The organism is Pseudomonas sp. PsB (assembly GCF_043658375.1).
GTDB lineage: Bacteria > Pseudomonadota > Gammaproteobacteria > Pseudomonadales > Pseudomonadaceae > Aquipseudomonas > Aquipseudomonas putida_Z.
This window is the reverse complement of sequence record NZ_JBIGLU010000005.1, coordinates 195,924-215,650: the sequence shown is the minus strand read 5'-3', so window position 1 is coordinate 215,650 and position 19,727 is coordinate 195,924. Positions and strand designations below refer to the sequence as shown.

The window sequence follows — 19,727 nt, the reverse complement described above, 5'->3', positions numbered from 1 at the left end:
GTGGGAGCGGGTTTACCCGCGAATAGGCCGTCCCTGCCTGCCAGATAGCAGCAGCTTGTCGCCTGCGGCCCCCAGCTTGGTTATACTTCCCGGCTTTCCCGAATAAATGCACAGGGTCCCGCCGCGCATGGATAAGACCTACCAGCCGCACGCCATCGAAACTTCCTGGTACAACACCTGGGAGTCCGAGAACTATTTCGCCCCACAAGGTGCAGGCGAGTCCTACACCATCATGATCCCGCCGCCGAACGTGACCGGCAGCCTGCACATGGGCCACGGGTTCAACAACGCGATCATGGACGCCCTGATCCGTTTCCGCCGCATGCAAGGCCGCGACACCCTGTGGCAGCCAGGCACCGACCACGCCGGTATCGCCACCCAGATGCTGGTCGAGCGCCAGCTCGAGGCCAAGGGCCAGAACCGGCATGACCTGGGCCGCGAAAAGTTCCTGGAAAAGGTCTGGGAATGGAAGGACCAGTCCGGTGGCAACATCAGTCGTCAGATCCGCCGCCTGGGCTCGTCGGTCGACTGGAGCCGCGAGCGCTTCACCATGGACGACGGCCTGTCCGAAGCGGTCAAGGAAGCCTTCGTGCGCCTGCATGAAGACGGCCTGATCTACCGCGGCAAGCGCCTGGTCAACTGGGACACCAAGCTGCACACGGCCATCTCCGACCTCGAAGTGGAAAACCACGACGAGAAGGGCCACCTGTGGAACCTGCGCTACCCACTGGCCGACGGCGCCAAGACCGCCGAAGGCAAGGACTACCTGGTAGTCGCCACCACCCGTCCGGAAACCCTGCTGGGTGACGCCGGCGTGGCGGTCAACCCGAACGACGAGCGCTACCAGGCACTGATCGGCAAGTTCGTCGAACTGCCGCTGGTCGGCCGCCGCATCCCGATCATCGCCGACGACTACTGCGACCCCGAGTTCGGTACCGGCTGCGTGAAGATCACCCCGGCCCACGACTTCAACGACTACGAAGTCGGCAAGCGCCACAACCTGCCGCTGCTGAACATCTTCGACAAGAACGCCTTCGTGCTGGCCAGCGCGCAGGCCTTCAACCTCGACGGCAGCGTCAACGAGCAGGTGGACACCCGCCTGCCGGCCCAATACGCCAACCTCGACCGCTTCGTCGCGCGCAAGCAGATCGTCGCCGACCTGGATGCCCAGGGCTTGCTGGTCAGCATCGATGACCACGCGCTGAAAGTGCCGAAAGGCGACCGTTCGGGCACCGTCATCGAGCCGTGGCTGACCGACCAGTGGTACGTTTCCACCAAGCCGCTGGCAGAACCTGCCATCGCCGCCGTGGAAGATGGCCGCATCCAGTTCGTGCCCAAGCAGTACGAGAACATGTACTTCTCCTGGATGCGTGACATCCAGGACTGGTGCATCAGCCGCCAGCTGTGGTGGGGCCACCGCATCCCGGCATGGTACGACGAGGCCGGCCAGGTCTATGTCGGCCGCAACGAGGAAGAAGTGCGCGCCAAGCACAACCTGGGCGCAGACGTGGTCCTGCGCCAGGACGACGACGTACTCGACACCTGGTTCAGTTCGGGACTGTGGACCTTCTCCACCCTGGGCTGGCCGGAACAGACCGAGTTCCTCAAGAAGTTCCATTCCACCGACGTGCTGGTGACCGGCTTCGACATCATCTTCTTCTGGGTTGCGCGCATGATCATGCTGACCATGCACCTGATCAAGAACGAGGATGGCACCCCGCAGGTACCGTTCAAGACCGTGTACGTGCACGGCCTGGTACGTGACGGCCAGGGCCAGAAGATGTCCAAGTCCAAGGGCAACGTGCTGGACCCGCTGGACATCGTCGACGGCATCACCCTCGACGCCCTGCTGGAAAAACGCACCAGCGGCATGATGCAGCCCAAGCTTGCCGAAAAGATCGCCAAGCAGACCAAGGCCGAGTTCCCCGAAGGTATCGCCAGCTACGGCACCGACGCCCTGCGCTTCACCTTCTGCTCGCTGGCCTCCACCGGCCGCGACATCAAGTTCGACATGGGCCGCGTCGAAGGCTACCGCAACTTCTGCAACAAGATCTGGAACGCCGCCCGATACGTGCTGGACAAGGGCGAGGACTGCGGCCAGAACGGCGAAGCCTACGAGCTGTCGCTGGCCGACCGCTGGATCATCTCGCAGCTGCAGCGTACCGAAGCCGAAGTGACCCGCCAGCTGGAGCAGTTCCGCTTCGACCTGGCCAGCCAGGCGCTGTACGAGTTCATCTGGAACCAGTACTGCGACTGGTACCTGGAGCTGTCCAAGCCAGTGCTGTGGGACGAGAACGCCCCAGTCGAGCGCGCCCGTGGCACCCGCCGCACCCTGGTGCGCGTGCTGGAAGTGGCGCTGCGCCTGGCGCACCCGTTCATGCCGTTCATCACCGAAGAAATCTGGCAGCGCATCGCGCCGCTGGCCGGCATCGAAGGCAAGACCATCATGCTGCAGCCATGGCCGGTGGCCAATGAAAGCCGCATCGATGCTGCCGCCGAAGGCGACATCGAGTGGCTCAAGGAGCTGATGGTCGGCCTGCGCAACATCCGCGCCGAAATGAACATCGGCCCGGGCAAGCCGCTGCCGCTGTTCCTGAAGAACGCCAACGCCGACGACCAGCGTCGCCTGCAGGAAAACGAAGCCCTGCTGAAGAAGCTGGCCAAGGTCGAATCGTTCACCGTACTGGGCGATGCCGACGAAGCGCCGCTGTCGGCCACCGCCCTGGTCGGTGACCTGCAAGTGCTGGTGCCAATGGCCGGCCTGATCGACAAGGATGCCGAGCTGGCGCGCCTGAACAAGGAAATCCAGCGCCTGCAGGGTGACGTGGCTCGCGTGGGTGGCAAGCTGTCCAACGCCGCCTTCGTCGACAAGGCACCACCTGCCGTGATCGAGAAGGAACGCGCCAAGCTGGCCGAGTCCGAACAGGCCCTGGCCAACTTCACCGAGCAGCATGCGCGGATTGCAGCGCTTTAATCACTAGAGAAAAAGCTGGGGCCGCTTTGCGGCCCTTTCGCGACACAAGGCCGCTCCTACAGGGACGGCGCCGGTCTGAAGGGCGCCGCTATTCTGTAGGAGCGGCCTTGTGTCGCGAAAGGGCTGCAAAGCAGCCCCAGGCTCTATCAGCCACCGCTCGTATAGGGCTGGACACTGCCATGACCCCGAACAAACCCACCCTGCACCCGCGCAACCGCCACCAGGGCCGCTACGACTTCCCCAGCCTGATCAAGGCCCACCCTGACCTGGCGCGCTTCACCATCACCAACCCACACGGCAAACCCAGCATCGACTTCGCCAACCCCGAGGCCGTGCGGGTGTTCAACCGTGCCCTGCTGAAGGCCCAGTACGGCATCCAGCACTGGGATATCCCCGCCGACTACCTGTGCCCGCCGATTCCCGGCCGCGCCGACTATATTCACGTGGCCGCCGACCTGCTGGCCGACGACAATGCCGGCGAGATCCCCAAGGGCGCCCAGGTGCGTGCGCTGGACATCGGCGTGGGGGCCAACTGCATCTACCCGCTGCTGGGCCACAGCGACTACCGCTGGCGCTTCCTCGGCTCGGACATCGACCCCGTGGCCCTGGCTTCGGCCAAGGCCATCGTCCAGGCCAACGGCCTGGGCAAGGCCATCACCCTGCGCCAGCAGGCCAACCGTGCACACATCCTCAGCGGCCTGCTGCAGGAGGGCGAACGCTTCGACCTCACCCTGTGCAACCCGCCCTTCCATTCCTCACGCGACGAAGCCACCCGCGGCAGCCAGCGCAAGTGGAAGAACCTCGGCAAGCAGGACCCCAAGCGCAAGCTGCCGGTGCTCAACTTCGGCGGCCAGAACAACGAACTGTGGTGCGAAGGCGGCGAAATCCGCTTTGTCAGCCAACTGGTCAGCGAAAGCGTGCAGTACGCCGAGCGGGTACTGTGGTTCACCAGCCTGGTGTCCAAGGCCAGCAACCTGCCGGGGATCGAGGCTGCGCTCAGGAAAGCGGGCGCCAAGGCCGTGCGCATCAGTGAAATGGGCCAAGGGCAGAAGCAGAGCCGCATGGTCGCCTGGAGCTTCCACGACGACGCCGCGCGCCAGGCCTGGCACGCCGGGCGTAAAACCCAGGCATGAAAAAACCGCGCCGGGGCAAGCCGGGCGCGGTTTCGTCAAAGCTTCAACAATTACTTGTTGATGGCGTCGGTCAGCACTTTGGCTGGAACGAACTTGACGACTTTCTTGGCAGCGATTTCGATGGCAGCGCCAGTCGAAGGGTTGCGGCCGGTACGGGCAGGACGCTCAGCGACTTTCAGCTTGCCGATGCCTGGCAGAGTGATTTCAGCGCCGTTTTCCAGCTGGTCGGCAACGATCTGGCCCAGTTGCTCCAGAGCGTTCTTGGCGGTGGCTTTTGGCGCGGCGATCGATTCGGCGATGTCGGCAATCAGTTGGTCTTTGGTCAATGCCATGGTGGTGTTCCTTCCCTATCAAATTCGATGGTTATGCAGCGGACTACGACGTTATCGGGCCAGCCCCTGAAAGTGGAGGGCCGCGCCAATCGCGTATGTAGATACGCAAATCGACGTTTGGTTCGACACGACGACAGCACGCTGCCAGCAATGCGCCACACAAGGGGCGCAAGACCGCGCAAAGCTACCACAGGAACGGATAAATATCCGCTGCGCGCTTCGATTTAATGCAGGTTTTTCGGGGGTTTTAGCCTAAAACGCACAAATTTGAACAAAAAACGAACAACCGGCATTTCCGCCAACATCCGGCCACTGCACCACCTTGTGTCTAGGGTAAACTGGACGACTTTTGCAGCTCGCCGAGAATTCCATGCCAATCCGTCATTGCATCGTTCACCTGATCGACAAAAAGCCCGATGGCAGCCCCGCCGTGCTGCATGCCCGCGATTGCGAACTGGCCGCCTCCGACGCCATCGAAAACCTCCTGGCCGACCTCAATGACAGCTACAACGCCAAGCAAGGCAAGGCCTGGGGCTTTTTCCACGGCGAGTCCGGCGCTTACCCGCTGAGCGGCTGGCTGAAGCAGTACCTGGACGAAGAAAAGGACTTTACCGCCTTCAGCCGCGTGGCCGTGGAGCACCTGCAGAAGCTGATGGAAGAGTCCAACCTGTCCACCGGCGGCCACATCCTGTTTGCCCACTACCAGCAAGGCATGACCGAATACCTGGCGATCGCCCTGCTGCACCACAGCGAAGGCGTGGCGGTGAACGCCGAGCTCGACGTGATGCCTTCGCGCCACCTCGACCTTGGTCAGTTGCACCTGGCAGCGCGCATCAACCTGTCGGAGTGGAAGAACAACCAGAACTCCAAACAGTACATTTCGTTCATCAAGGGCAAGAACGGCAAGAAGGTCTCGGACTACTTCCGCGACTTCATTGGCTGCCAGGAGGGCGTCGACGGCCCGGGCGAAACCCGCACCCTGCTCAAGGCCTTCAGTGACTTCGTCGAGAGCGAAGACCTGCCGGAAGAGTCTGCCCGCGAAAAAACCCAGACCCTGGTCGAGTACGCCACAACCCAGACCAAACTGGGCGAGCCGGTCACGCTGGAAGAGCTGTCCAGCCTGATCGACGAGGACCGGCCCAAGGCGTTCTACGACCACATCCGCAACAAGGACTACGGCCTGTCGCCGGAAATCCCCGCAGACAAGCGCACCCTCAACCAGTTCCGCCGTTTCACCGGGCGTGCCGAGGGGTTGTCGATCAGCTTCGAAGCGCACCTGCTGGGGGACAAGGTCGAGTATGACGAGGAGGCAGGGACCTTGATCATCAAAGGCCTTCCGACCACCTTGGTGGATCAGTTGAAGCGGCGCAAGGACTGATGGCCCCGGGGCCCTGTGGGAGCGGGTTCACCCGCGAACACCGGCGAAGCCGGTGCCATGCACCGCGTCGAATTCTTCGCGGGTAAACCCGCTCCCACAAGGGCCCCGCAATCTTATGCCGAACCGACCAGATACGAGGCCACCAACGCCTCCTTCGCCGACTTGCGCAGCCGCTTCACCAGCCGCTCCTGGCGTAACGCCTCGCCCTTGTCCGGCCATTGCTCCACATACACCAGCGCCTGGGCCGGGCTGGTCTTGAAGTAACGCGCGCCCTGCCCTTTCTGGTGCGCCAGAAAGCGCCGCTGCGGGTCATCGCTGATACCGCAATACAGCGATCCATTGGCAGCCCTTACCAAGTAGACATACCAGGGTTTTACTGCCTGATCCGGCACTTTTTCACTCACGACGCCTGCTCTTTCCATCATTAATTTGGTGAGCCCACCCCAGAAGGGCTTCATCATGCTCACTTCAGTATCCCGCACCTTGCTTGCCGCTGCCCTATTGGCCGGCGTATCCACCGCCCAGGCCTCCATCGGCGCCCGGACCGCCGAACAGTTGCAGAAAAACTACGACTCCACGCCCGCGCATTGCCCGGGCAACGCGGTACCTGCCCACGCCTGTTCGGGCGTCTTGCTAAGGTCGACCAAACCTTCACCGCGTTATCATTCCTGGCATCATAGCCAGAACAGCAAGGACAAAGGCGGCGTATCGTTTTCATACCTGCGCAGCGACATTCCCACCACGCAGCTGGCTGCCGACGGCCGTAGCGGTTTTACCCTGTACCCGATGCTGCAACGCCCAAAAGATAGCTTGCGCTATGAAATGCTATGCGCCTGGCCCACTGACGGCGACACCTGGGAGCGTGACAACCGAGGTTGCGGCGACAATCGGCAGACGGCCCCAACCGAAGCGGCTTGCCATGAACAGGGAATACTCACTGCCGAGCAATGGATGGCGCGGTTCCGGCAAAGCGGCGACTACAAGGCCCAATGCGCATTCGATATCCGCCGGGCGCGGGTTCCCGAGCGAGCTGAAGCCTTCTACCAGAGCATACGCGCCAAACAGTTGTTTGCGCCTGAACTACCGTTCCCGTGGAACGAGGTGGTGATCGGTGCGTGGGACGAAAAGCAATCCAGCAAGCTGCCAATCCAGTCGTTCTTCCATATCGAAGGCGCTTACGGCGCATTGCAACAAGCTCAGGCCGATCAGCAGGATTGGCACAGGACCAACGGCACATTCATACCTGTCATTCGTATTCGTCTACCGAACGACCTCAATGAACGCGCCGCCTTCAGCTACCACGAGAGTGATCAGGCGGTAGCGCTGCCTTGAGCATGCTGGTATGCCCGCAGGCCTTTGAACGCCTGCTGGCGTACCTTGTTCTGCACCAGCGGCGACCAGCCCAGCAGCATGCCAGGCACACCCAGCGCCTGCCGCGACCAGCGCCACAAGTCGAAGTGGTCATCGTGCTGGCAGATCAGCCCGTCACGAATCAGGAAACGCGCCTGGATATCGTTGACCACGATGCGGCCGGTCTGGCTGAACAGGTAGGTGGCCACCCAATGTGCGGCGCCTGTGCGTTCATCGGCGCGGACGTTGTCGAAGGTCAGGGTGAAGTCCTTGGCCCGGCTGGTGAGCATTCGCCACATGTCGCCTGCATCCTTGCCACGCAAGGTGCCGAAGACCGGGTCGCTGAAGACGATATCGTCGCTGTAGCAGGCGACCATGGCCTCGGCGTCCAAGCGCTGGAAGGCCTGGTAGAAGCGGGTGATCAGGTCGCGGTTGGCGTCGCTCATGGGGGGGCTGGTCCGTCCTGGGGATGAAAGCAGCACGATAATCTGCCCCGGTTGCATATGCCAGTACCGGCCTCTTCGCGGGCGCGCCCGCTCCCACAGGATCTACACACGCTTCGAACCTGTGGCTCTCCTGTGGGAGCGGGCGTGCCCGCGAAGAGGCCCCTTCAGACTTTCTCGCTGCTCACCTGCACATGCAAAGCGCGCCCGGCGCCCAGGCCGAACACGATGGCCCCCACCCCCAGCACGGCAAAGATCCACCCCACTGCCGCCCAGCCCCCGGTCAGGTCATGCACCAGCCCCACCGCAAACGGCCCCATCGACGCCAGGGTATAACCCACCCCCTGCGCCATGCTCGACAGGTTCGCCGCCACATGGGCATCCTTCGAGCGCAGCACGATCAAGGTCAGCGCCAGGGCAAAGGTACCGCCCTGCCCCAGGCCCAGCACAACCGCCCAGCCCCACAGCCCGGAAAGCGGCGCATACAGGCAACCGAACAGGCCGGCCAGGGTAATCAGCATGACCAGCACGATCGCCAGGCGCTGGTCCTTGCCGCGAGTGGCCAGCCAGGGCGCACTGAGCGAACTGACCAACTGCACGATCACCGACCCCGACAGCACCAGCCCCGCCTCGGTCGGGCTCAGGCCGCGACCGATCAGGATCGATGGCAACCAGCCAAAGACGATGTAGGCCAGTGACGACTGCAGGCCCATGTACAGGGTCACCTGCCAGGCCAGCGGATCACGCCACAGCCCACGCACGCGATAGGCGACCTTGTGCAGGCCATGACCTTGGCGGGCCTGCGGCAGCCATACCAGCATGGCCAGCAGGGCCGGCAACATCCAGAAGCCAAGCCCCAGCGCCCAGCCGTCGAAATGCTGGGCCAGGGGCACCGTGGCGCCAGCCGCCATGGCGGCGCCCAGGCACAACGCCATGGTGTACACGCCGGTCAGCGTGCCAGCGTGCTGCGGGAAATCGCGCTTGACGATGCCCGGCAACAGCACGCCAATGATGCCGATGCTGGCCCCCGCCATGAGGCTGCCGAGGAACACCCCGGTGGCCCCCAGGCTACTGCGCACGACAATGCCAAGCGCCAGGGTAGCGAGAATGCCGAGGATCACCCGCTCGCTGCCAAAGCGCCGCGCCAGCACCGGCGCCAAAGGGGCGAACAGGCCCAGGCACAGCACTGGCAAGGTAGTCAGCAAACCGGCCTGCGAGGCGTTCAGCCCCAGGCCTTCGGACACCTGGCCCAGCACTGGCGCCATGCTCGACAATGCCGGTCGCAGGTTCAAAGCCACCAGCACCAGGCCGAGCAACAACAGCCAAGGCCGCTGTACCTGTACCGGCTGCTGTTGGACCTGTTCGTCGTCAGCCTCGGCGTCGATCAGCAACTCTTCGAGGTCCCGCTCGCTCGGTGGGGTGTTACGGGTGATGGAATCAGCCATGGCCTTCTCGGAGTCAGGATTCGATAAGGGTACGGCTCAGGCGCTTGGCCTGCTCCGCATCGCGTTGCTCGATGGCGGCAAGGATCTGCCCATGCAGGTCGAACGTGGCCTGGCAGCGCGGCACGGTCGCCATGTTGTGCTGCAGCGCGGCAGCCACCACCCCGGAAAAGTACCGGTACAGCTCACTCAAGGCCGGGTTGTGGGCGGCATCGACCAGCCGCTGGTGAAACACCAGGTCGCAGGCCACATAAGCATCGATATCACCGTGAAAATGCCCGGCACTGCTGGCCAGGGCATCACGCAGCGCCTGCAGGTCGGCGTCGGTTCGGCGCAGTGCGGCCAGGCCGATGGCCTCGGCTTCGAGGATGTGCCGGGTTTCACGGGCCTGCTCGGGCGTGCAGCGTGACATCGCCTGCACCGCCTGCAGCGGGTCCTGGGCCGTGCGCAGGTAGCTGCCGTCGCCCTGGCGGATCTCCACCAGGCCACTGAATGCCAGCACACGCATGGCCTCGCGTACGGTGTTGCGGCTTATGCCCAACTGCAGGGCCAGTTCCGGCTCGGTCGGCAAACGCTGGCCAACCTGCCAGTCGCCCAGCACGATGCGTTCGCGCATGCGCTCGACGGCCAGTTCGACCAGGGACCGCCTGGTCAATTCGGTACTCATGCAACTCAACCAATCATCCGATGAATTGGCGCAGCATACCGGTGGGCAAAGTGTTTGTCATTGGAGAGAGCTGCGATTAGAAACCTGGCGCGATTTTTTGTGGGAGCGGCCTTGTGTCGTGAAAGGGCCGCAAAGCGGCCCCTGGATTTCAGCGCAGATGCAAAAACTGCTGGGGCCGCTTTGCGGCCCTATCGCGACACAAGGCCGCTCCTACAAGGACCGCGCAGGGCAGTGGATGACGTCAGGTCAACGCATCGAGCAGCGCCTGGTTCATCTCTGGCGTACCGATGGTGATGCGCAGGAACTGGGCAATGCGCGGCTGCTTGAAGTGGCGCACGATCACGCCCTGCTCGCGCAGGCGTGCAGCCAGCTCACCGGCATCTTGTTGCGGATGGCGAGCGAAGATGAAGTTGGCCGCCGACGGCAGCACTTCGAAGCCCTTGGCCTGCAGCTGCCCGACCAACACCTCGCGGCTGTCGATCACCTTGCGGCAGGTTTCCTCGAAGTACTCGCGGTCCTCGAATGCCACCGCCGCGCCGACGATCGCGGCACGGTCCAGCGGGTAGGAGTTGAAGCTGTTCTTGATTCGCTCCAGCGCTTCGATCAGGTCCGGGTGCCCCACCGCCAGGCCAACCCGCAGCCCGGCCAGCGAACGCGACTTCGACAGGGTCTGGGTGACCAGCAGGTTGTCGTAGCGGTCCACCAGGCTGATCGCCGTTTCGCCACCGAAGTCGATGTAGGCTTCATCGACCACCACCACCGAATCACGGTTGGCCTGCAGCAACTGCTCCACCGCTTGCAGCGGCATCAGGCAACCGGTCGGCGCGTTGGGGTTGGGGAAGATGATGCCGGCATTGGGCTTGTTGTAGTCCTCGATGCGGATCTGGAACTGCTCGTCCAGCGCCACCTGCTCGAAGGCGATACCGTACAGGCCGCAGTAGACCGGGTAGAAGCTGTAGCTGATGTCAGGGAACAGCAGCGGTGCGTCGTGCTGGAACAGGCCGTGGAAGATGTGCGCCAGCACCTCGTCCGAGCCGTTGCCGACGAACACTTGTGCCGGCGTCACGCCGTAGTACTCGGCCACCGCCTGCTTCAGCCGGTCACCGTTCGGGTCCGGGTACAGGCGCAGGTTGTCGTTCAGCTCGCCGCGCATGGCCTCCAGCGCCTTGGGCGACGGGCCGTAGGGGTTTTCGTTGGTGTTCAGCTTGACCAGGCGGGCCAGCTTGGGCTGCTCGCCCGGCACGTAAGGCACCAGGTCCTTGACGAAGGGGCTCCAGAATCGACTCATGCTCAGTTCCCCTTCTCTTGGGTCAGGATGCGGTATTCGGCGCTGCGGGCGTGGGCGGTCAGCGACTCGCCACGGGCCAGGACCGAGGCGGTGTGGCCCAGCTCGGACGCGCCCTGCTCGGAGCAGAAAATGATCGACGAGCGCTTCTGGAAGTCATACACCCCCAGCGGCGACGAGAAACGCGCGGTGCCGGAGGTCGGCAGTACGTGGTTGGGCCCTGCGCAGTAGTCGCCCAGCGCTTCGCTGGTGTGGCGACCCATGAAGATCGCGCCAGCGTGGCGGATGTGCGGCAGCCAGGCCTGCGGGTCGGCCACCGACAGTTCCAGGTGCTCGGGTGCGATGCGGTTGGCCACTTCCATGGCCTGCTGCATGTCACGCACCTGAATCAGCGCACCACGGCCATTGATCGACTTCTCGATGATCTCGGCACGTTCCATGGTCGGCAGCAGCTTGTCGATGCTGGCGGCAACGCGGTCGAGGAAGGCGGCGTCCGGGCTGACCAGGATGGCCTGGGCATCTTCGTCGTGCTCGGCCTGGGAGAACAGGTCCATGGCGATCCAGTCCGGGTCGGTCTGGCCGTCGCATACCACGAGGATTTCCGACGGGCCGGCGATCATGTCGATACCCACCTGGCCAAACACGTGGCGCTTGGCGGTGGCGACGTAGATGTTGCCCGGGCCGACGATCTTGTCCACCTGCGGCACGCTTTCGGTACCGTAGGCCAGGGCAGCGACAGCCTGGGCGCCACCGACGGTGAACACACGGTCGACACCGGCGATGCAGGCAGCCGCCAGCACCAGCTCGTTGACCTCGCCACGCGGGGTCGGCACCACCATCACCACTTCGGCCACACCGGCGACCTTGGCCGGGATGGCGTTCATCAGCACCGACGACGGGTACGACGCCTTGCCACCCGGCACATACAGGCCGGCGCGGTCCAGCGGGGTGACCTTCTGGCCAAGCACGGTGCCGTCGGCCTCGGTGTACTGCCAGGAATCCTGCTTCTGCCGCTCGTGGTACATGCGCACACGGTTGGCAGCCTTTTCCAGGGCTTCGCGCTGGACCGGGGTAATGCGGGTCAGGGCCAGTTCCAGGCGCTCGCGATCGAGGATCAGGTCATCGATGGACTTGGCATCGACACCATCGAAACGCTGGGTGAATTCCACCAATGCCGCATCGCCACGCTCGCGCACGGCCTTGATGATGTCGAGCACGCGCTGGTTGACCGCGTCATCGGACACACTTTCCCAGCTCAGCAGATGATCCAGATGTCGGGCGAAATCCGGATCAGCAGCGTTGAGACGGGCAATTGCAGTGGACACGGTCATGGCGAGGGCCTCGATTATTGGCGAATGCTCAGGCGCCCTAGGCTACCAGTCCATCCGCGCGGGCACCCGAGAAAAATGGCTATGACGCGGATAGACGGGCGCGGCAGCGAAGGCCGCGCGCAGTCGGTAGAGAGTCAGCCGCGGTGTCGCGATTCGACCGCACCGCGCAGCGTGTCGATCAGGCTCTGGATACGGGCGTGCTGCATTTTCATGGAGGCCTTGTTGACCACCAGGCGCGAGCTGATCGTGGCGATCAGTTCCTGGGGCTCCAGGCCGTTGGCACGCAGGGTGTTGCCGGTGTCGACCACGTCGATGATCTTGTCGGCCAGGTTGATCAGCGGAGCCAGTTCCATCGAGCCGTACAGCTTGATGATGTCGACCTGGCGGCCCTGTTCGGCGTAGTAGCGCTTGGCTACGTTGACGAACTTGGTAGCCACGCGCAGACGGCCCTTGGGCTCGGGTGCGCCGACCACGCCAGCGGTCATCAGCTTGCAACGGGCAATCTGCAGGTCCAGGGGCTCGTAAAGGCCCTGGCCGCCGTACTCCATCAGCACATCCTTGCCGGCCACACCCAGGTCGGCGGCACCATGCTCGACATAGGTCGGCACGTCGGTGGCACGCACGATCAGCAGGCGCACATCGTCCTGCGTGGTGGGGATGATCAGTTTGCGGCTCTTGTCCGGGTTCTCGGTCGGCACGATACCGGCCTCGGCCAGCAACGGCAGGGTATCGTCGAGAATACGGCCTTTGGAAAGCGCGATGGTCAACATTGGAACGTCGGTCCTTAAGCGGCTACTGCCGGCCGGGCGTCGAGCCCGACCGCATTTGATTCATTGTGGGAGCGGGCTTGCCCGCAAAGCAACCACCGCGGTGCATGGCACCGGCTCTGCCGGTATTCGCGGGCAAGCCCGCTCCCACACGGTATGCCGACGGGCTACTAGCCCGGTACGCGACGGATCTTCGCGCCCAGCATCTGCAGTTTTTCTTCGATGCACTCGTAACCACGGTCGATGTGGTAGATGCGATCGATCAGGGTATCGCCTTCGGCTACCAGCGCCGACAGCACCAGGCTGGCGGAAGCACGCAGGTCGGTGGCCATTACCGGGGCCCCCTTCAGCGCCTTGACGCCAGTGACGATGGCAGTGTTGCCTTCGACCTGGATCTGCGCGCCCATGCGGTGCATTTCGTAGACGTGCATGAAGCGGTTTTCGAAGATCGTCTCGATCACTGCACCGGTGCCTTCGGCAATGGCGTTGAGCGAGATGAACTGCGCCTGCATGTCGGTCGGGAACGCCGGGTACGGGGCGGTACGCAGGTTGACGGCTTTCGGCCGTTTGCCGTGCATGTCCAGCTCGATCCAGTCTTCGCCAGTGTTGATGTCGGCACCGGCTTCCTTGAGTTTTTCCAGTACGGCTTCAAGGATGGTCGGATCGGTGTCCTTGACCTTGACGCGGCCGCCAGTCACGGCAGCGGCAACCAGGTAGGTACCGGTCTCGATACGGTCCGGCATCACGCGGTAGTTGGCCGAGTGCAGGCGCTCGACGCCATCGATGACGATGGTGTCGGTACCAGCGCCCTGAACCTTGCCGCCCATGGCGTTGATGAAGTTGGCCAGGTCGACCACTTCCGGCTCGCGCGCGGCGTTCTGCAGCACGCTGCGGCCCTTGGCCAGGGCAGCGGCCATCATGATGTTCTCGGTACCGGTCACGCTCACGGTGTCGAAGAAGAAGTGCGCACCGCGCAGGCCACCCTCAGGCGCCTTGGCCTTGATGTAGCCGGCTTCGACTTCGATCTTCGCGCCCATGGCCTCGAGGCCACGGATGTGCAGGTCGACCGGGCGCGAGCCAATGGCGCAACCGCCAGGCAGGGCCACTTCGGCCTCGCCGAAACGGGCGACCATCGGGCCCAGCACCAGGATCGAGGCACGCATGGTCTTGACCAGCTCGTAAGGTGCAACCAGGGTCTTGATGGTGCGAGGGTCGATCTCGACCGCCAGCTTTTCGTCGATCACCGGCTCGATGCCCATGCGGCCGAACAGCTCGATCATGGTGGTGATGTCGTGCAGGTGCGGCAGGTTGCCCACGGTGACCGGGCCGTCGGCCAGCAGGGTCGCCGCCAGAATCGGCAGGGCTGCGTTCTTCGCGCCCGAAATGCGGATCTCGCCATCAAGGCGAGCGCCGCCAGTAATAATCAGTTTGTCCATTGGAATCTCGCCGCCACGTTGGCTCAGGTGCGCTCAGCCCAGGCTGCGCTGCTGAAAAATTTCATGGTTACCGCATGGATGCTGCCATTGGCGATCCACGGATTCAGGTGAGCATAGATCGCCTGCTGGCGTTTGACCGGGCTCAGGCCAGCCAACTCGTCGCTGATCACGTTCAACTGGAAGTTGCAGCCTTCGCCTTCAACTTCGACCCGGGAACCCGGCAATTTCTCTTCAAGGAAGCTTTTAACTTCTACGGCCTGCATGCTCAACCTCAATCGGCGCCCGATGCGCACGGGTCGGCCATCATACAAAAAAGCCCCTCGCCTGCGAAGCCCAACGAGGGCTTCGCTGACCGAGGGGCCATCATCCGTGCCAGGCCATCAGGTTGCCAGCACTTCATCGAGGTCATAAACCTCGGCAATTTCCCGCATGTCGTCGGGCATGCTGCGCACCTGGCAACCCTTGCCGGCGGCCTGGGCATCACGCATGAATGCCAGCAGCAACGACAGGCCGACACTGGTGGAGCGCTGCACTGCCGAGCAATCGAGCACCAACTGCGCCTCGCGGCAGGCCGCGATCAGCGCCTTGCCCTGCTTGCGCAGGGCCGGCCCGCTGCGGTAGTCCAGCACGCCGGCCAGGCGCAGCACGCCCGGCTCGGCCATGCTTACACCGGCCTCACTCATTTGACGGTCTTCTCTGGCGAGTTGTCGGCGGCCTGCTTGGCCTTGGCCACTTCGCCGGCCCAGCCGTCGATGGTCTTGTCCAGGTCGTTGCCATTACGCTGCATGGCGTCGGCGAACTGGTCGCGGAACAGCTTGCCGATGTTGATGCCGTTGACGATCACGTTACGCACCTTCCACTCGCCGCCGATGTTTTCCAGGGTGTACTGCACCGGATACACGGCACCGTTGTTGCCGGTGACCTTCATGCCAACGCTGGCGCGCTTGCCGTCATCAGCCTTGGCCGGGTCGACGGTGATGCCCTGGTTGTTGTACTCGAGCAGGGCATTGCCATAGAACTGCATCAGGCTGCGCTTGAAGTTTTCCTGGAAGCGCTGCATCTGCTCGGGGGTAGCCTTGCGCGAGTACTTGACGGTCATGATGCTTCTGGAAATACCGTCAGCGTCCACCACCGGGCCGAGGATGCGGTTCAGCGCATCGTAGAAGGCGTTGGGGTTGGACTTGTACTGTTCCTTGTTGGCCTTGAGGTCGCCCAGCAGTTCAGTGGTGGTGCCCTGAACCACATCGTGAGGCGTCTGCGCAGCCATGGTCAGCAGGGGGAAGGCCGCCAGCAGGACCAGCAGGCCACGTCGCAGGATGGAAATCATGGAAACTCCTTAATTAGCCGGTTGCGCTTCTTTCGGTTCCTTGCCAACGGAGTTGAGCAGGAACTTGCCAATCAGATCTTCCAGCACCAGCGCAGACTGGGTGTCGTGGATGGTCCCGCCGTCCTTGAGCACCTGGTCCTCACCGCCCACGCTGATGCCGATGTACTTCTCGCCAAGCAACCCGGCGGTCAGGATCGAGGCAGTGGAATCGGTCGGCAGGTTGTCCACCGACTTGTCCAGCTGCAGCGTCACCCGACCGGTGTAGGAATCACGGTCCAGATCGATGGCGGTAACCTTGCCGATGGTCACACCGGCCATGGTCACTTTAGCTCTGACCGTCAAACCGGCGATATTGTCGAAGTAGGCATAAACTTTATAGGTATCGCTGCTCGGGCTGGCCGACAGCCCGCTGACACGCAGGGCGAGCAGCAGCAGCGCCAGGATCCCGGCCAGGAGGAACAGGCCGACACCGATTTCCAGGGTGCGGTTTTGCATCAGAAATCTCCAAACATCAAGGCGGTCAGAATAAAGTCCAGACCCAGCACTGCCAACGAGGCATAGACCACGGTCTTGGTGGTGGCACGGCTGATCCCTTCTGAGGTGGGCTCACAGTCGTACCCCTGGAATACGGCGATCCAGGTCGTGACGAAGGCAAATACCAGGCTCTTGATCAGCCCGTTGAGCACGTCGTCGGTGAACGAAACACTGTTCTGCATGTTGGCCCAGAACGAGCCCTCGTAGACGCCCAGCCAGTCCACCGCCACCCACGAGCCACCCCAGATGCCGACCACGCTGAAGATCAGCGCCAGCAACGGCAACGAGATGAAACCGGCCCACAGGCGCGGCGCGACGATGTACTTGAGCGGGTCGACGCCGATCATTTCAAGGCTCGACAACTGCTCGGTGGACTTCATGTTGCCGATTTCTGCGGTCAGCGCCGAACCGGCACGGCCGGCGAACAGCAATGCCGTCACCACCGGGCCGAGCTCACGCAGCAGGGTCAGGGCAACCATCTGCCCCACTGCCTGCTCCGAGCCGTACTTGGTCAGGATGCTGAAGCCCTGCAGCGCCAGCACCATGCCGATGAACACGCCGGACACGACGATGATCGCCAACGACAGCACGCCCACCGAATACAGCTGCTTGACCAGCAGCTGGAAGCCGCCACCGATGCCGCCACGGCCGATCAGCGCATGGAACAGGAACAGACAGGAGCGCCCCAGCACCGCCAGCACGTCGATGGCCGAGCGCCCCAGCAGGCGGACACGTTCGAGTAAGGATTTTCTGCGCATCAACGCGCTCCCAGCAGGTCGGCGCGGTAGTCAGGCGCAGGGAAATGGAAAGGCACCGGGCCGTCCGGATCGCCCTTCATGAACTGGCGAATGCGCGGGTTGTCCGAGCCCATCAGCTCGTCAGGCGTCCCCTGGCCCAGCACCTGGCCATCACCTACCACATAGATGTAGTCGGCGATGCTGGCGGTTTCCGCCAGGTCATGGGAAACGACGATGCTGGTGATACCCAGGGCGTCGTTGAGCAGGCGGATCAGACGCACCAATACACCCATGGCGATCGGGTCCTGGCCGACGAACGGTTCATCGTACATGAGGATCTGCGGGTCCAGGGCAATCGCCCGGGCCAACGCCACACGGCGTTTCATGCCACCGGACAGCTCGTCGGGCATCAGGTCGATGGCACCGCGCAGCCCCACGGCCTGCAGCTTCATCAGCACGATATCGCGGATCATCTCGTCCGACAGCTGGGTGTGCACGCGCAGCGGGAACGCGACGTTCTCGAACACATCGAGATCGGTGAACAGCGCGCCGCTCTGGAACAGCACCCCCATTTGCTTGCGGGCGTCGAACAGGTCGCTGCGCGACAGCGTCGGCAGGTTTTGCCCGGCAACCCAGACCTCACCGCTGGAGGGGCGCAACTGCGCGCCCATCAGGCGGAGCAACGTGGTCTTTCCGCAACCCGATGGCCCCATGATACCGGTGACCTTGCCGCGCGGGATGCGAATGTCGACGTTGCTGAAAATGCTGCGCGAACCGCGTTTGAAGGTAACCCCCTTCAACTCGACCGCGTAGGCGCTATCCACACTCATCTAGACTCCTTGCTAGTGCAGCCTCGTCCTAATGGACGTCGGCCTCCATCTGGAAGGCACAAGCACCCCTGGCAGGCCGAATAGCGGCGAACTATAGCACCGCTGACAGCGCCGCCCCAAGGTCGGCTAACGAGTCGTTCAGCCCTGCGACAGGCTGGCGAGACATTCACCACGGCAATCGAAAGCGTGAGGGTTTCTTTCATTGCAGCTATAATCGCCGCCTTTTCATCAGGCATTGCTTTTTCGACATGAGCCAATCCAGCGAGCTGATCCAATCCGCCCAACGCACCCTGCGCCTGGAACTCGAGGCCGTAGAGGCCCTGCTGGCGCGCATCGACGACAATTTCGTCAAGGCCTGCGAACTGATCCTGGCCAGCAAGGGCCGGGTCGTCGTGGTCGGCATGGGCAAGTCCGGGCACATCGGCAACAAGATCGCCGCCACCCTGGCCAGCACCGGCACGCCGGCGTTTTTCGTGCACCCGGCCGAAGCCAGCCATGGCGACATGGGCATGATCACCCGCGATGATGTCATCCTTGCCCTGTCGAATTCCGGCAGCACCGCCGAAATCGTCACCCTGCTGCCGCTGATCAAGCGCCTGGGCATCAAGCTGATCAGCCTGACCGGCAACCCGGACTCGCCCCTGGCCCAGGCTGCCGAGGTCAACCTCGACGCCCGCGTCGAGCAAGAGGCCTGCCCACTGAACCTGGCCCCCACCTCCTCCACCACCGCATCGCTGGTGCTGGGCGACGCGCTGGCCATTGCCCTGCTCGAAGCCCGCGGCTTCACCGCCGAGGACTTTGCCTTCTCGCACCCGGGTGGTGCACTGGGCCGCCGGCTGCTGCTCAAGGTGGAAAACGTGATGCACGCCGGCGACGAACTGCCCCAGGTGCCCCGCGGCACCCTGCTCAAGGACGCACTCCTTGAAATGTCCCGCAAAGGCCTGGGCATGACCGTGATCGTCGAAGCCGATGGCAAGCTGGCAGGGATCTTCACCGACGGCGACCTGCGCCGCAGCCTGGACCGCAACATCGACGTCCACACCACCCTGATCGACCAGGTAATGACCGTGCACGGCAAGACGGCCCGCGCCGAAATGCTCGCGGCCGAGGCCCTGAAGATCATGGAAGACCACAAGATCGGCGCCCTGGTGGTGGTGGACCGCGAGGACCGCCCCACCGGCGCCCTGAACATGCACGACCTGCTGCGCGCCGGCGTGATGTAAAGGAGCGATGGAATGAACCAGGACCTCATGCAACGCGGCAAGAACATCAAGCTGGCAGTGTTCGACGTGGACGGCGTGCTCACCGACGGGCGCCTGTACTTCCTCGAGGACGGCAGCGAGTTCAAGACCTTCAACACCCTCGACGGCCAGGGCATCAAGATGCTCATGGCCTCGGGCGTGACCACCGCGATCATCAGCGGGCGCAAGACCCCGGTGGTCGAGCGCCGGGCGAAGAACCTCGGCATCCCGCACCTGTACCAGGGCCGCGAGGACAAACTGGTGGTGCTGGACGGCCTGCTCGCCGAACTGGGCCTGAGCTATGCTCAAGTGGCCTACCTGGGCGACGACCTGCCCGACCTGCCGGTAATCCGCCGGGTCGCCCTGGGCATGGCGGTGGCCAACGCCGCGCCGTTCGTTCGCCAGCACGCCCATGGCGTGACCCAGGCACGTGGCGGCGAAGGCGCGGCCCGTGAATTCTGCGAACTGATCATGCAGGCCCAGGGCACCCTGGACGCTGCCAACGCCAACTACCTGTAAG

Annotated in this window: 21 protein-coding genes; 6 read left to right on the top strand and 15 right to left on the bottom strand. The window is 63.5% G+C overall.

The features are described 5' to 3' along the window. Nucleotides 1–127: 127 nt before the first annotated feature. Complete coding sequence (locus ACGLHT_RS10055) at nucleotides 128–2,974, top strand: valine--tRNA ligase (protein WP_274119719.1); 2,847 nt, start codon at nucleotides 128–130, stop codon at nucleotides 2,972–2,974. Nucleotides 2,975–3,153: 179 nt separating this feature from the next. Further along, nucleotides 3,154–4,107 carry a 23S rRNA (adenine(1618)-N(6))-methyltransferase RlmF gene (rlmF, locus tag ACGLHT_RS10050; protein WP_025337837.1) on the top strand — a complete coding sequence of 318 codons (954 nt, stop codon included), beginning with the start codon at nucleotides 3,154–3,156 and terminating at the stop codon, nucleotides 4,105–4,107. A 50-nt stretch (nucleotides 4,108–4,157) separates the two neighbouring features. Here the strand turns inward: rlmF and ACGLHT_RS10045 are convergent, their stop codons facing one another. Continuing rightward, nucleotides 4,158–4,439 (bottom strand): HU family DNA-binding protein, encoded by a 282-nt coding sequence (locus ACGLHT_RS10045; RefSeq protein WP_003257928.1) that lies wholly within the window; start codon nucleotides 4,437–4,439, stop codon nucleotides 4,158–4,160. A gap of 370 nt (nucleotides 4,440–4,809) precedes the next feature. Here ACGLHT_RS10045 and yejK point away from each other — a divergent pair, with 370 nt between their 5' ends. Beyond that, a complete protein-coding gene (gene yejK / locus ACGLHT_RS10040; RefSeq protein ID WP_085664594.1) occupies nucleotides 4,810–5,817 on the top strand; it encodes a nucleoid-associated protein YejK in 1,008 nt (335 codons plus the stop codon). A 113-nt stretch (nucleotides 5,818–5,930) separates the two neighbouring features. Here yejK and ACGLHT_RS10035 read toward each other — a convergent pair whose 3' ends face one another. Continuing rightward, nucleotides 5,931–6,239 (bottom strand): GIY-YIG nuclease family protein, encoded by a 309-nt coding sequence (locus ACGLHT_RS10035; protein WP_137164766.1) that lies wholly within the window; start codon nucleotides 6,237–6,239, stop codon nucleotides 5,931–5,933. Between the two features lie 37 nt (nucleotides 6,240–6,276). Between ACGLHT_RS10035 and ACGLHT_RS10030 the strand changes: the two genes are divergently transcribed. Beyond that, nucleotides 6,277–7,149 (top strand): hypothetical protein, encoded by an 873-nt coding sequence (locus ACGLHT_RS10030; protein WP_137163058.1) that lies wholly within the window; start codon nucleotides 6,277–6,279, stop codon nucleotides 7,147–7,149. Here ACGLHT_RS10030 and ACGLHT_RS10025 read toward each other — a convergent pair. The 13 genes from ACGLHT_RS10025 to ACGLHT_RS09965 form a co-directional block, all read right to left on the bottom strand. Continuing rightward, a complete protein-coding gene (locus tag ACGLHT_RS10025) occupies nucleotides 7,128–7,613 on the bottom strand; it encodes a nuclear transport factor 2 family protein (RefSeq protein ID WP_137163057.1) in 486 nt (161 codons plus the stop codon). The two genes, ACGLHT_RS10030 and ACGLHT_RS10025, sit on opposite strands and share 22 nt — an antisense overlap. A 164-nt stretch (nucleotides 7,614–7,777) precedes the next feature. Next, complete coding sequence (locus ACGLHT_RS10020) at nucleotides 7,778–9,055, bottom strand: MFS transporter (protein ID WP_274078563.1); 1,278 nt, start codon at nucleotides 9,053–9,055, stop codon at nucleotides 7,778–7,780. A gap of 13 nt (nucleotides 9,056–9,068) precedes the next feature. Further along, a complete protein-coding gene (locus ACGLHT_RS10015) occupies nucleotides 9,069–9,719 on the bottom strand; it encodes a FadR/GntR family transcriptional regulator (protein ID WP_274119720.1) in 651 nt (216 codons plus the stop codon). Nucleotides 9,720–9,960: 241 nt separating this feature from the next. Then, nucleotides 9,961–11,007, bottom strand: coding sequence for a histidinol-phosphate transaminase (gene hisC / locus ACGLHT_RS10010; RefSeq protein ID WP_075043871.1), 1,047 nt, complete (start codon nucleotides 11,005–11,007; stop codon nucleotides 9,961–9,963). 2 nt (nucleotides 11,008–11,009) lie between these two features. After that, nucleotides 11,010–12,335, bottom strand: coding sequence for a histidinol dehydrogenase (gene hisD / locus ACGLHT_RS10005; RefSeq protein WP_085705454.1), 1,326 nt, complete (start codon nucleotides 12,333–12,335; stop codon nucleotides 11,010–11,012). A gap of 134 nt (nucleotides 12,336–12,469) precedes the next feature. Next, complete coding sequence (gene hisG / locus ACGLHT_RS10000; RefSeq protein WP_003257924.1) at nucleotides 12,470–13,105, bottom strand: ATP phosphoribosyltransferase; 636 nt, start codon at nucleotides 13,103–13,105, stop codon at nucleotides 12,470–12,472. 167 nt (nucleotides 13,106–13,272) lie between these two features. Continuing rightward, a complete protein-coding gene (gene murA / locus ACGLHT_RS09995; RefSeq protein WP_085705453.1) occupies nucleotides 13,273–14,538 on the bottom strand; it encodes a UDP-N-acetylglucosamine 1-carboxyvinyltransferase in 1,266 nt (421 codons plus the stop codon). 23 nt (nucleotides 14,539–14,561) lie between these two features. Beyond that, the gene (locus tag ACGLHT_RS09990) at nucleotides 14,562–14,801 is read right to left on the bottom strand and encodes a BolA family protein (RefSeq protein WP_003255121.1); all 240 of its coding nucleotides are present in this window, start codon (nucleotides 14,799–14,801) and stop codon (nucleotides 14,562–14,564) included. A 117-nt stretch (nucleotides 14,802–14,918) separates the two neighbouring features. Continuing rightward, on the bottom strand, nucleotides 14,919–15,221 hold the full coding sequence (locus ACGLHT_RS09985; protein WP_025337827.1) for a lipid asymmetry maintenance protein MlaB: 303 nt from the start codon (nucleotides 15,219–15,221) through the stop codon (nucleotides 14,919–14,921). After that, the gene (locus tag ACGLHT_RS09980) at nucleotides 15,218–15,865 is read right to left on the bottom strand and encodes a phospholipid-binding protein MlaC (protein ID WP_025337826.1); all 648 of its coding nucleotides are present in this window, start codon (nucleotides 15,863–15,865) and stop codon (nucleotides 15,218–15,220) included. The genes ACGLHT_RS09985 and ACGLHT_RS09980 overlap by 4 nt, the downstream gene beginning before the upstream one ends. 9 nt (nucleotides 15,866–15,874) lie before the next feature. Then, entirely contained in the window at nucleotides 15,875–16,360 is a 486-nt protein-coding gene (gene mlaD, locus ACGLHT_RS09975) for an outer membrane lipid asymmetry maintenance protein MlaD (RefSeq protein WP_003257921.1), read from the bottom strand. Beyond that, nucleotides 16,360–17,157: a lipid asymmetry maintenance ABC transporter permease subunit MlaE gene (gene mlaE / locus ACGLHT_RS09970; protein WP_025337825.1), complete on the bottom strand. Its 798-nt coding sequence runs from the start codon at nucleotides 17,155–17,157 to the stop codon at nucleotides 16,360–16,362. Before mlaE ends, mlaD begins: the two co-directional genes overlap by 1 nt. Next, complete coding sequence (locus ACGLHT_RS09965) at nucleotides 17,157–17,966, bottom strand: ATP-binding cassette domain-containing protein (protein WP_012270662.1); 810 nt, start codon at nucleotides 17,964–17,966, stop codon at nucleotides 17,157–17,159. Before ACGLHT_RS09965 ends, mlaE begins: the two co-directional genes overlap by 1 nt. Before the next feature lie 248 nt (nucleotides 17,967–18,214). On the opposite strand from ACGLHT_RS09965, the gene ACGLHT_RS09960 reads away from it, so the two are divergent. After that, nucleotides 18,215–19,189 carry an SIS domain-containing protein gene (locus ACGLHT_RS09960; RefSeq protein WP_003257920.1) on the top strand — a complete coding sequence of 325 codons (975 nt, stop codon included), beginning with the start codon at nucleotides 18,215–18,217 and terminating at the stop codon, nucleotides 19,187–19,189. A gap of 12 nt (nucleotides 19,190–19,201) precedes the next feature. Beyond that, complete coding sequence (locus tag ACGLHT_RS09955) at nucleotides 19,202–19,726, top strand: HAD family hydrolase (RefSeq protein WP_024086339.1); 525 nt, start codon at nucleotides 19,202–19,204, stop codon at nucleotides 19,724–19,726. The last annotated feature ends 1 nt before the right edge of the window (nucleotide 19,727 follow it).

Excerpts from the sequence above, each read along its gene's own strand:
- ACGLHT_RS10055 (WP_274119719.1), top strand. The coding sequence starts at position 128 with ATGGATAAGACCTACCAGCCGCACGCCATCGAAACTTCCTGGTACAAC.
- rlmF (WP_025337837.1), top strand. The coding sequence starts at position 3,154 with ATGACCCCGAACAAACCCACCCTGCACCCGCGCAACCGCCACCAGGGC.
- ACGLHT_RS10045 (WP_003257928.1), bottom strand. The coding sequence starts at position 4,439 with ATGGCATTGACCAAAGACCAACTGATTGCCGACATCGCCGAATCGATC.
- yejK (WP_085664594.1), top strand. The coding sequence starts at position 4,810 with ATGCCAATCCGTCATTGCATCGTTCACCTGATCGACAAAAAGCCCGAT.
- ACGLHT_RS10035 (WP_137164766.1), bottom strand. The coding sequence starts at position 6,239 with ATGGAAAGAGCAGGCGTCGTGAGTGAAAAAGTGCCGGATCAGGCAGTA.
- ACGLHT_RS10030 (WP_137163058.1), top strand. The coding sequence starts at position 6,277 with ATGCTCACTTCAGTATCCCGCACCTTGCTTGCCGCTGCCCTATTGGCC.
- ACGLHT_RS10025 (WP_137163057.1), bottom strand. The coding sequence starts at position 7,613 with ATGAGCGACGCCAACCGCGACCTGATCACCCGCTTCTACCAGGCCTTC.
- ACGLHT_RS10020 (WP_274078563.1), bottom strand. The coding sequence starts at position 9,055 with ATGGCTGATTCCATCACCCGTAACACCCCACCGAGCGAGCGGGACCTC.
- ACGLHT_RS10015 (WP_274119720.1), bottom strand. The coding sequence starts at position 9,719 with ATGAGTACCGAATTGACCAGGCGGTCCCTGGTCGAACTGGCCGTCGAG.
- hisC (WP_075043871.1), bottom strand. The coding sequence starts at position 11,007 with ATGAGTCGATTCTGGAGCCCCTTCGTCAAGGACCTGGTGCCTTACGTG.
- hisD (WP_085705454.1), bottom strand. The coding sequence starts at position 12,335 with ATGACCGTGTCCACTGCAATTGCCCGTCTCAACGCTGCTGATCCGGAT.
- hisG (WP_003257924.1), bottom strand. The coding sequence starts at position 13,105 with ATGTTGACCATCGCGCTTTCCAAAGGCCGTATTCTCGACGATACCCTG.
- murA (WP_085705453.1), bottom strand. The coding sequence starts at position 14,538 with ATGGACAAACTGATTATTACTGGCGGCGCTCGCCTTGATGGCGAGATC.
- ACGLHT_RS09990 (WP_003255121.1), bottom strand. The coding sequence starts at position 14,801 with ATGCAGGCCGTAGAAGTTAAAAGCTTCCTTGAAGAGAAATTGCCGGGT.
- ACGLHT_RS09985 (WP_025337827.1), bottom strand. The coding sequence starts at position 15,221 with ATGAGTGAGGCCGGTGTAAGCATGGCCGAGCCGGGCGTGCTGCGCCTG.
- ACGLHT_RS09980 (WP_025337826.1), bottom strand. The coding sequence starts at position 15,865 with ATGATTTCCATCCTGCGACGTGGCCTGCTGGTCCTGCTGGCGGCCTTC.
- mlaD (WP_003257921.1), bottom strand. The coding sequence starts at position 16,360 with ATGCAAAACCGCACCCTGGAAATCGGTGTCGGCCTGTTCCTCCTGGCC.
- mlaE (WP_025337825.1), bottom strand. The coding sequence starts at position 17,157 with ATGCGCAGAAAATCCTTACTCGAACGTGTCCGCCTGCTGGGGCGCTCG.
- ACGLHT_RS09965 (WP_012270662.1), bottom strand. The coding sequence starts at position 17,966 with ATGAGTGTGGATAGCGCCTACGCGGTCGAGTTGAAGGGGGTTACCTTC.
- ACGLHT_RS09960 (WP_003257920.1), top strand. The coding sequence starts at position 18,215 with ATGAGCCAATCCAGCGAGCTGATCCAATCCGCCCAACGCACCCTGCGC.
- ACGLHT_RS09955 (WP_024086339.1), top strand. The coding sequence starts at position 19,202 with ATGAACCAGGACCTCATGCAACGCGGCAAGAACATCAAGCTGGCAGTG.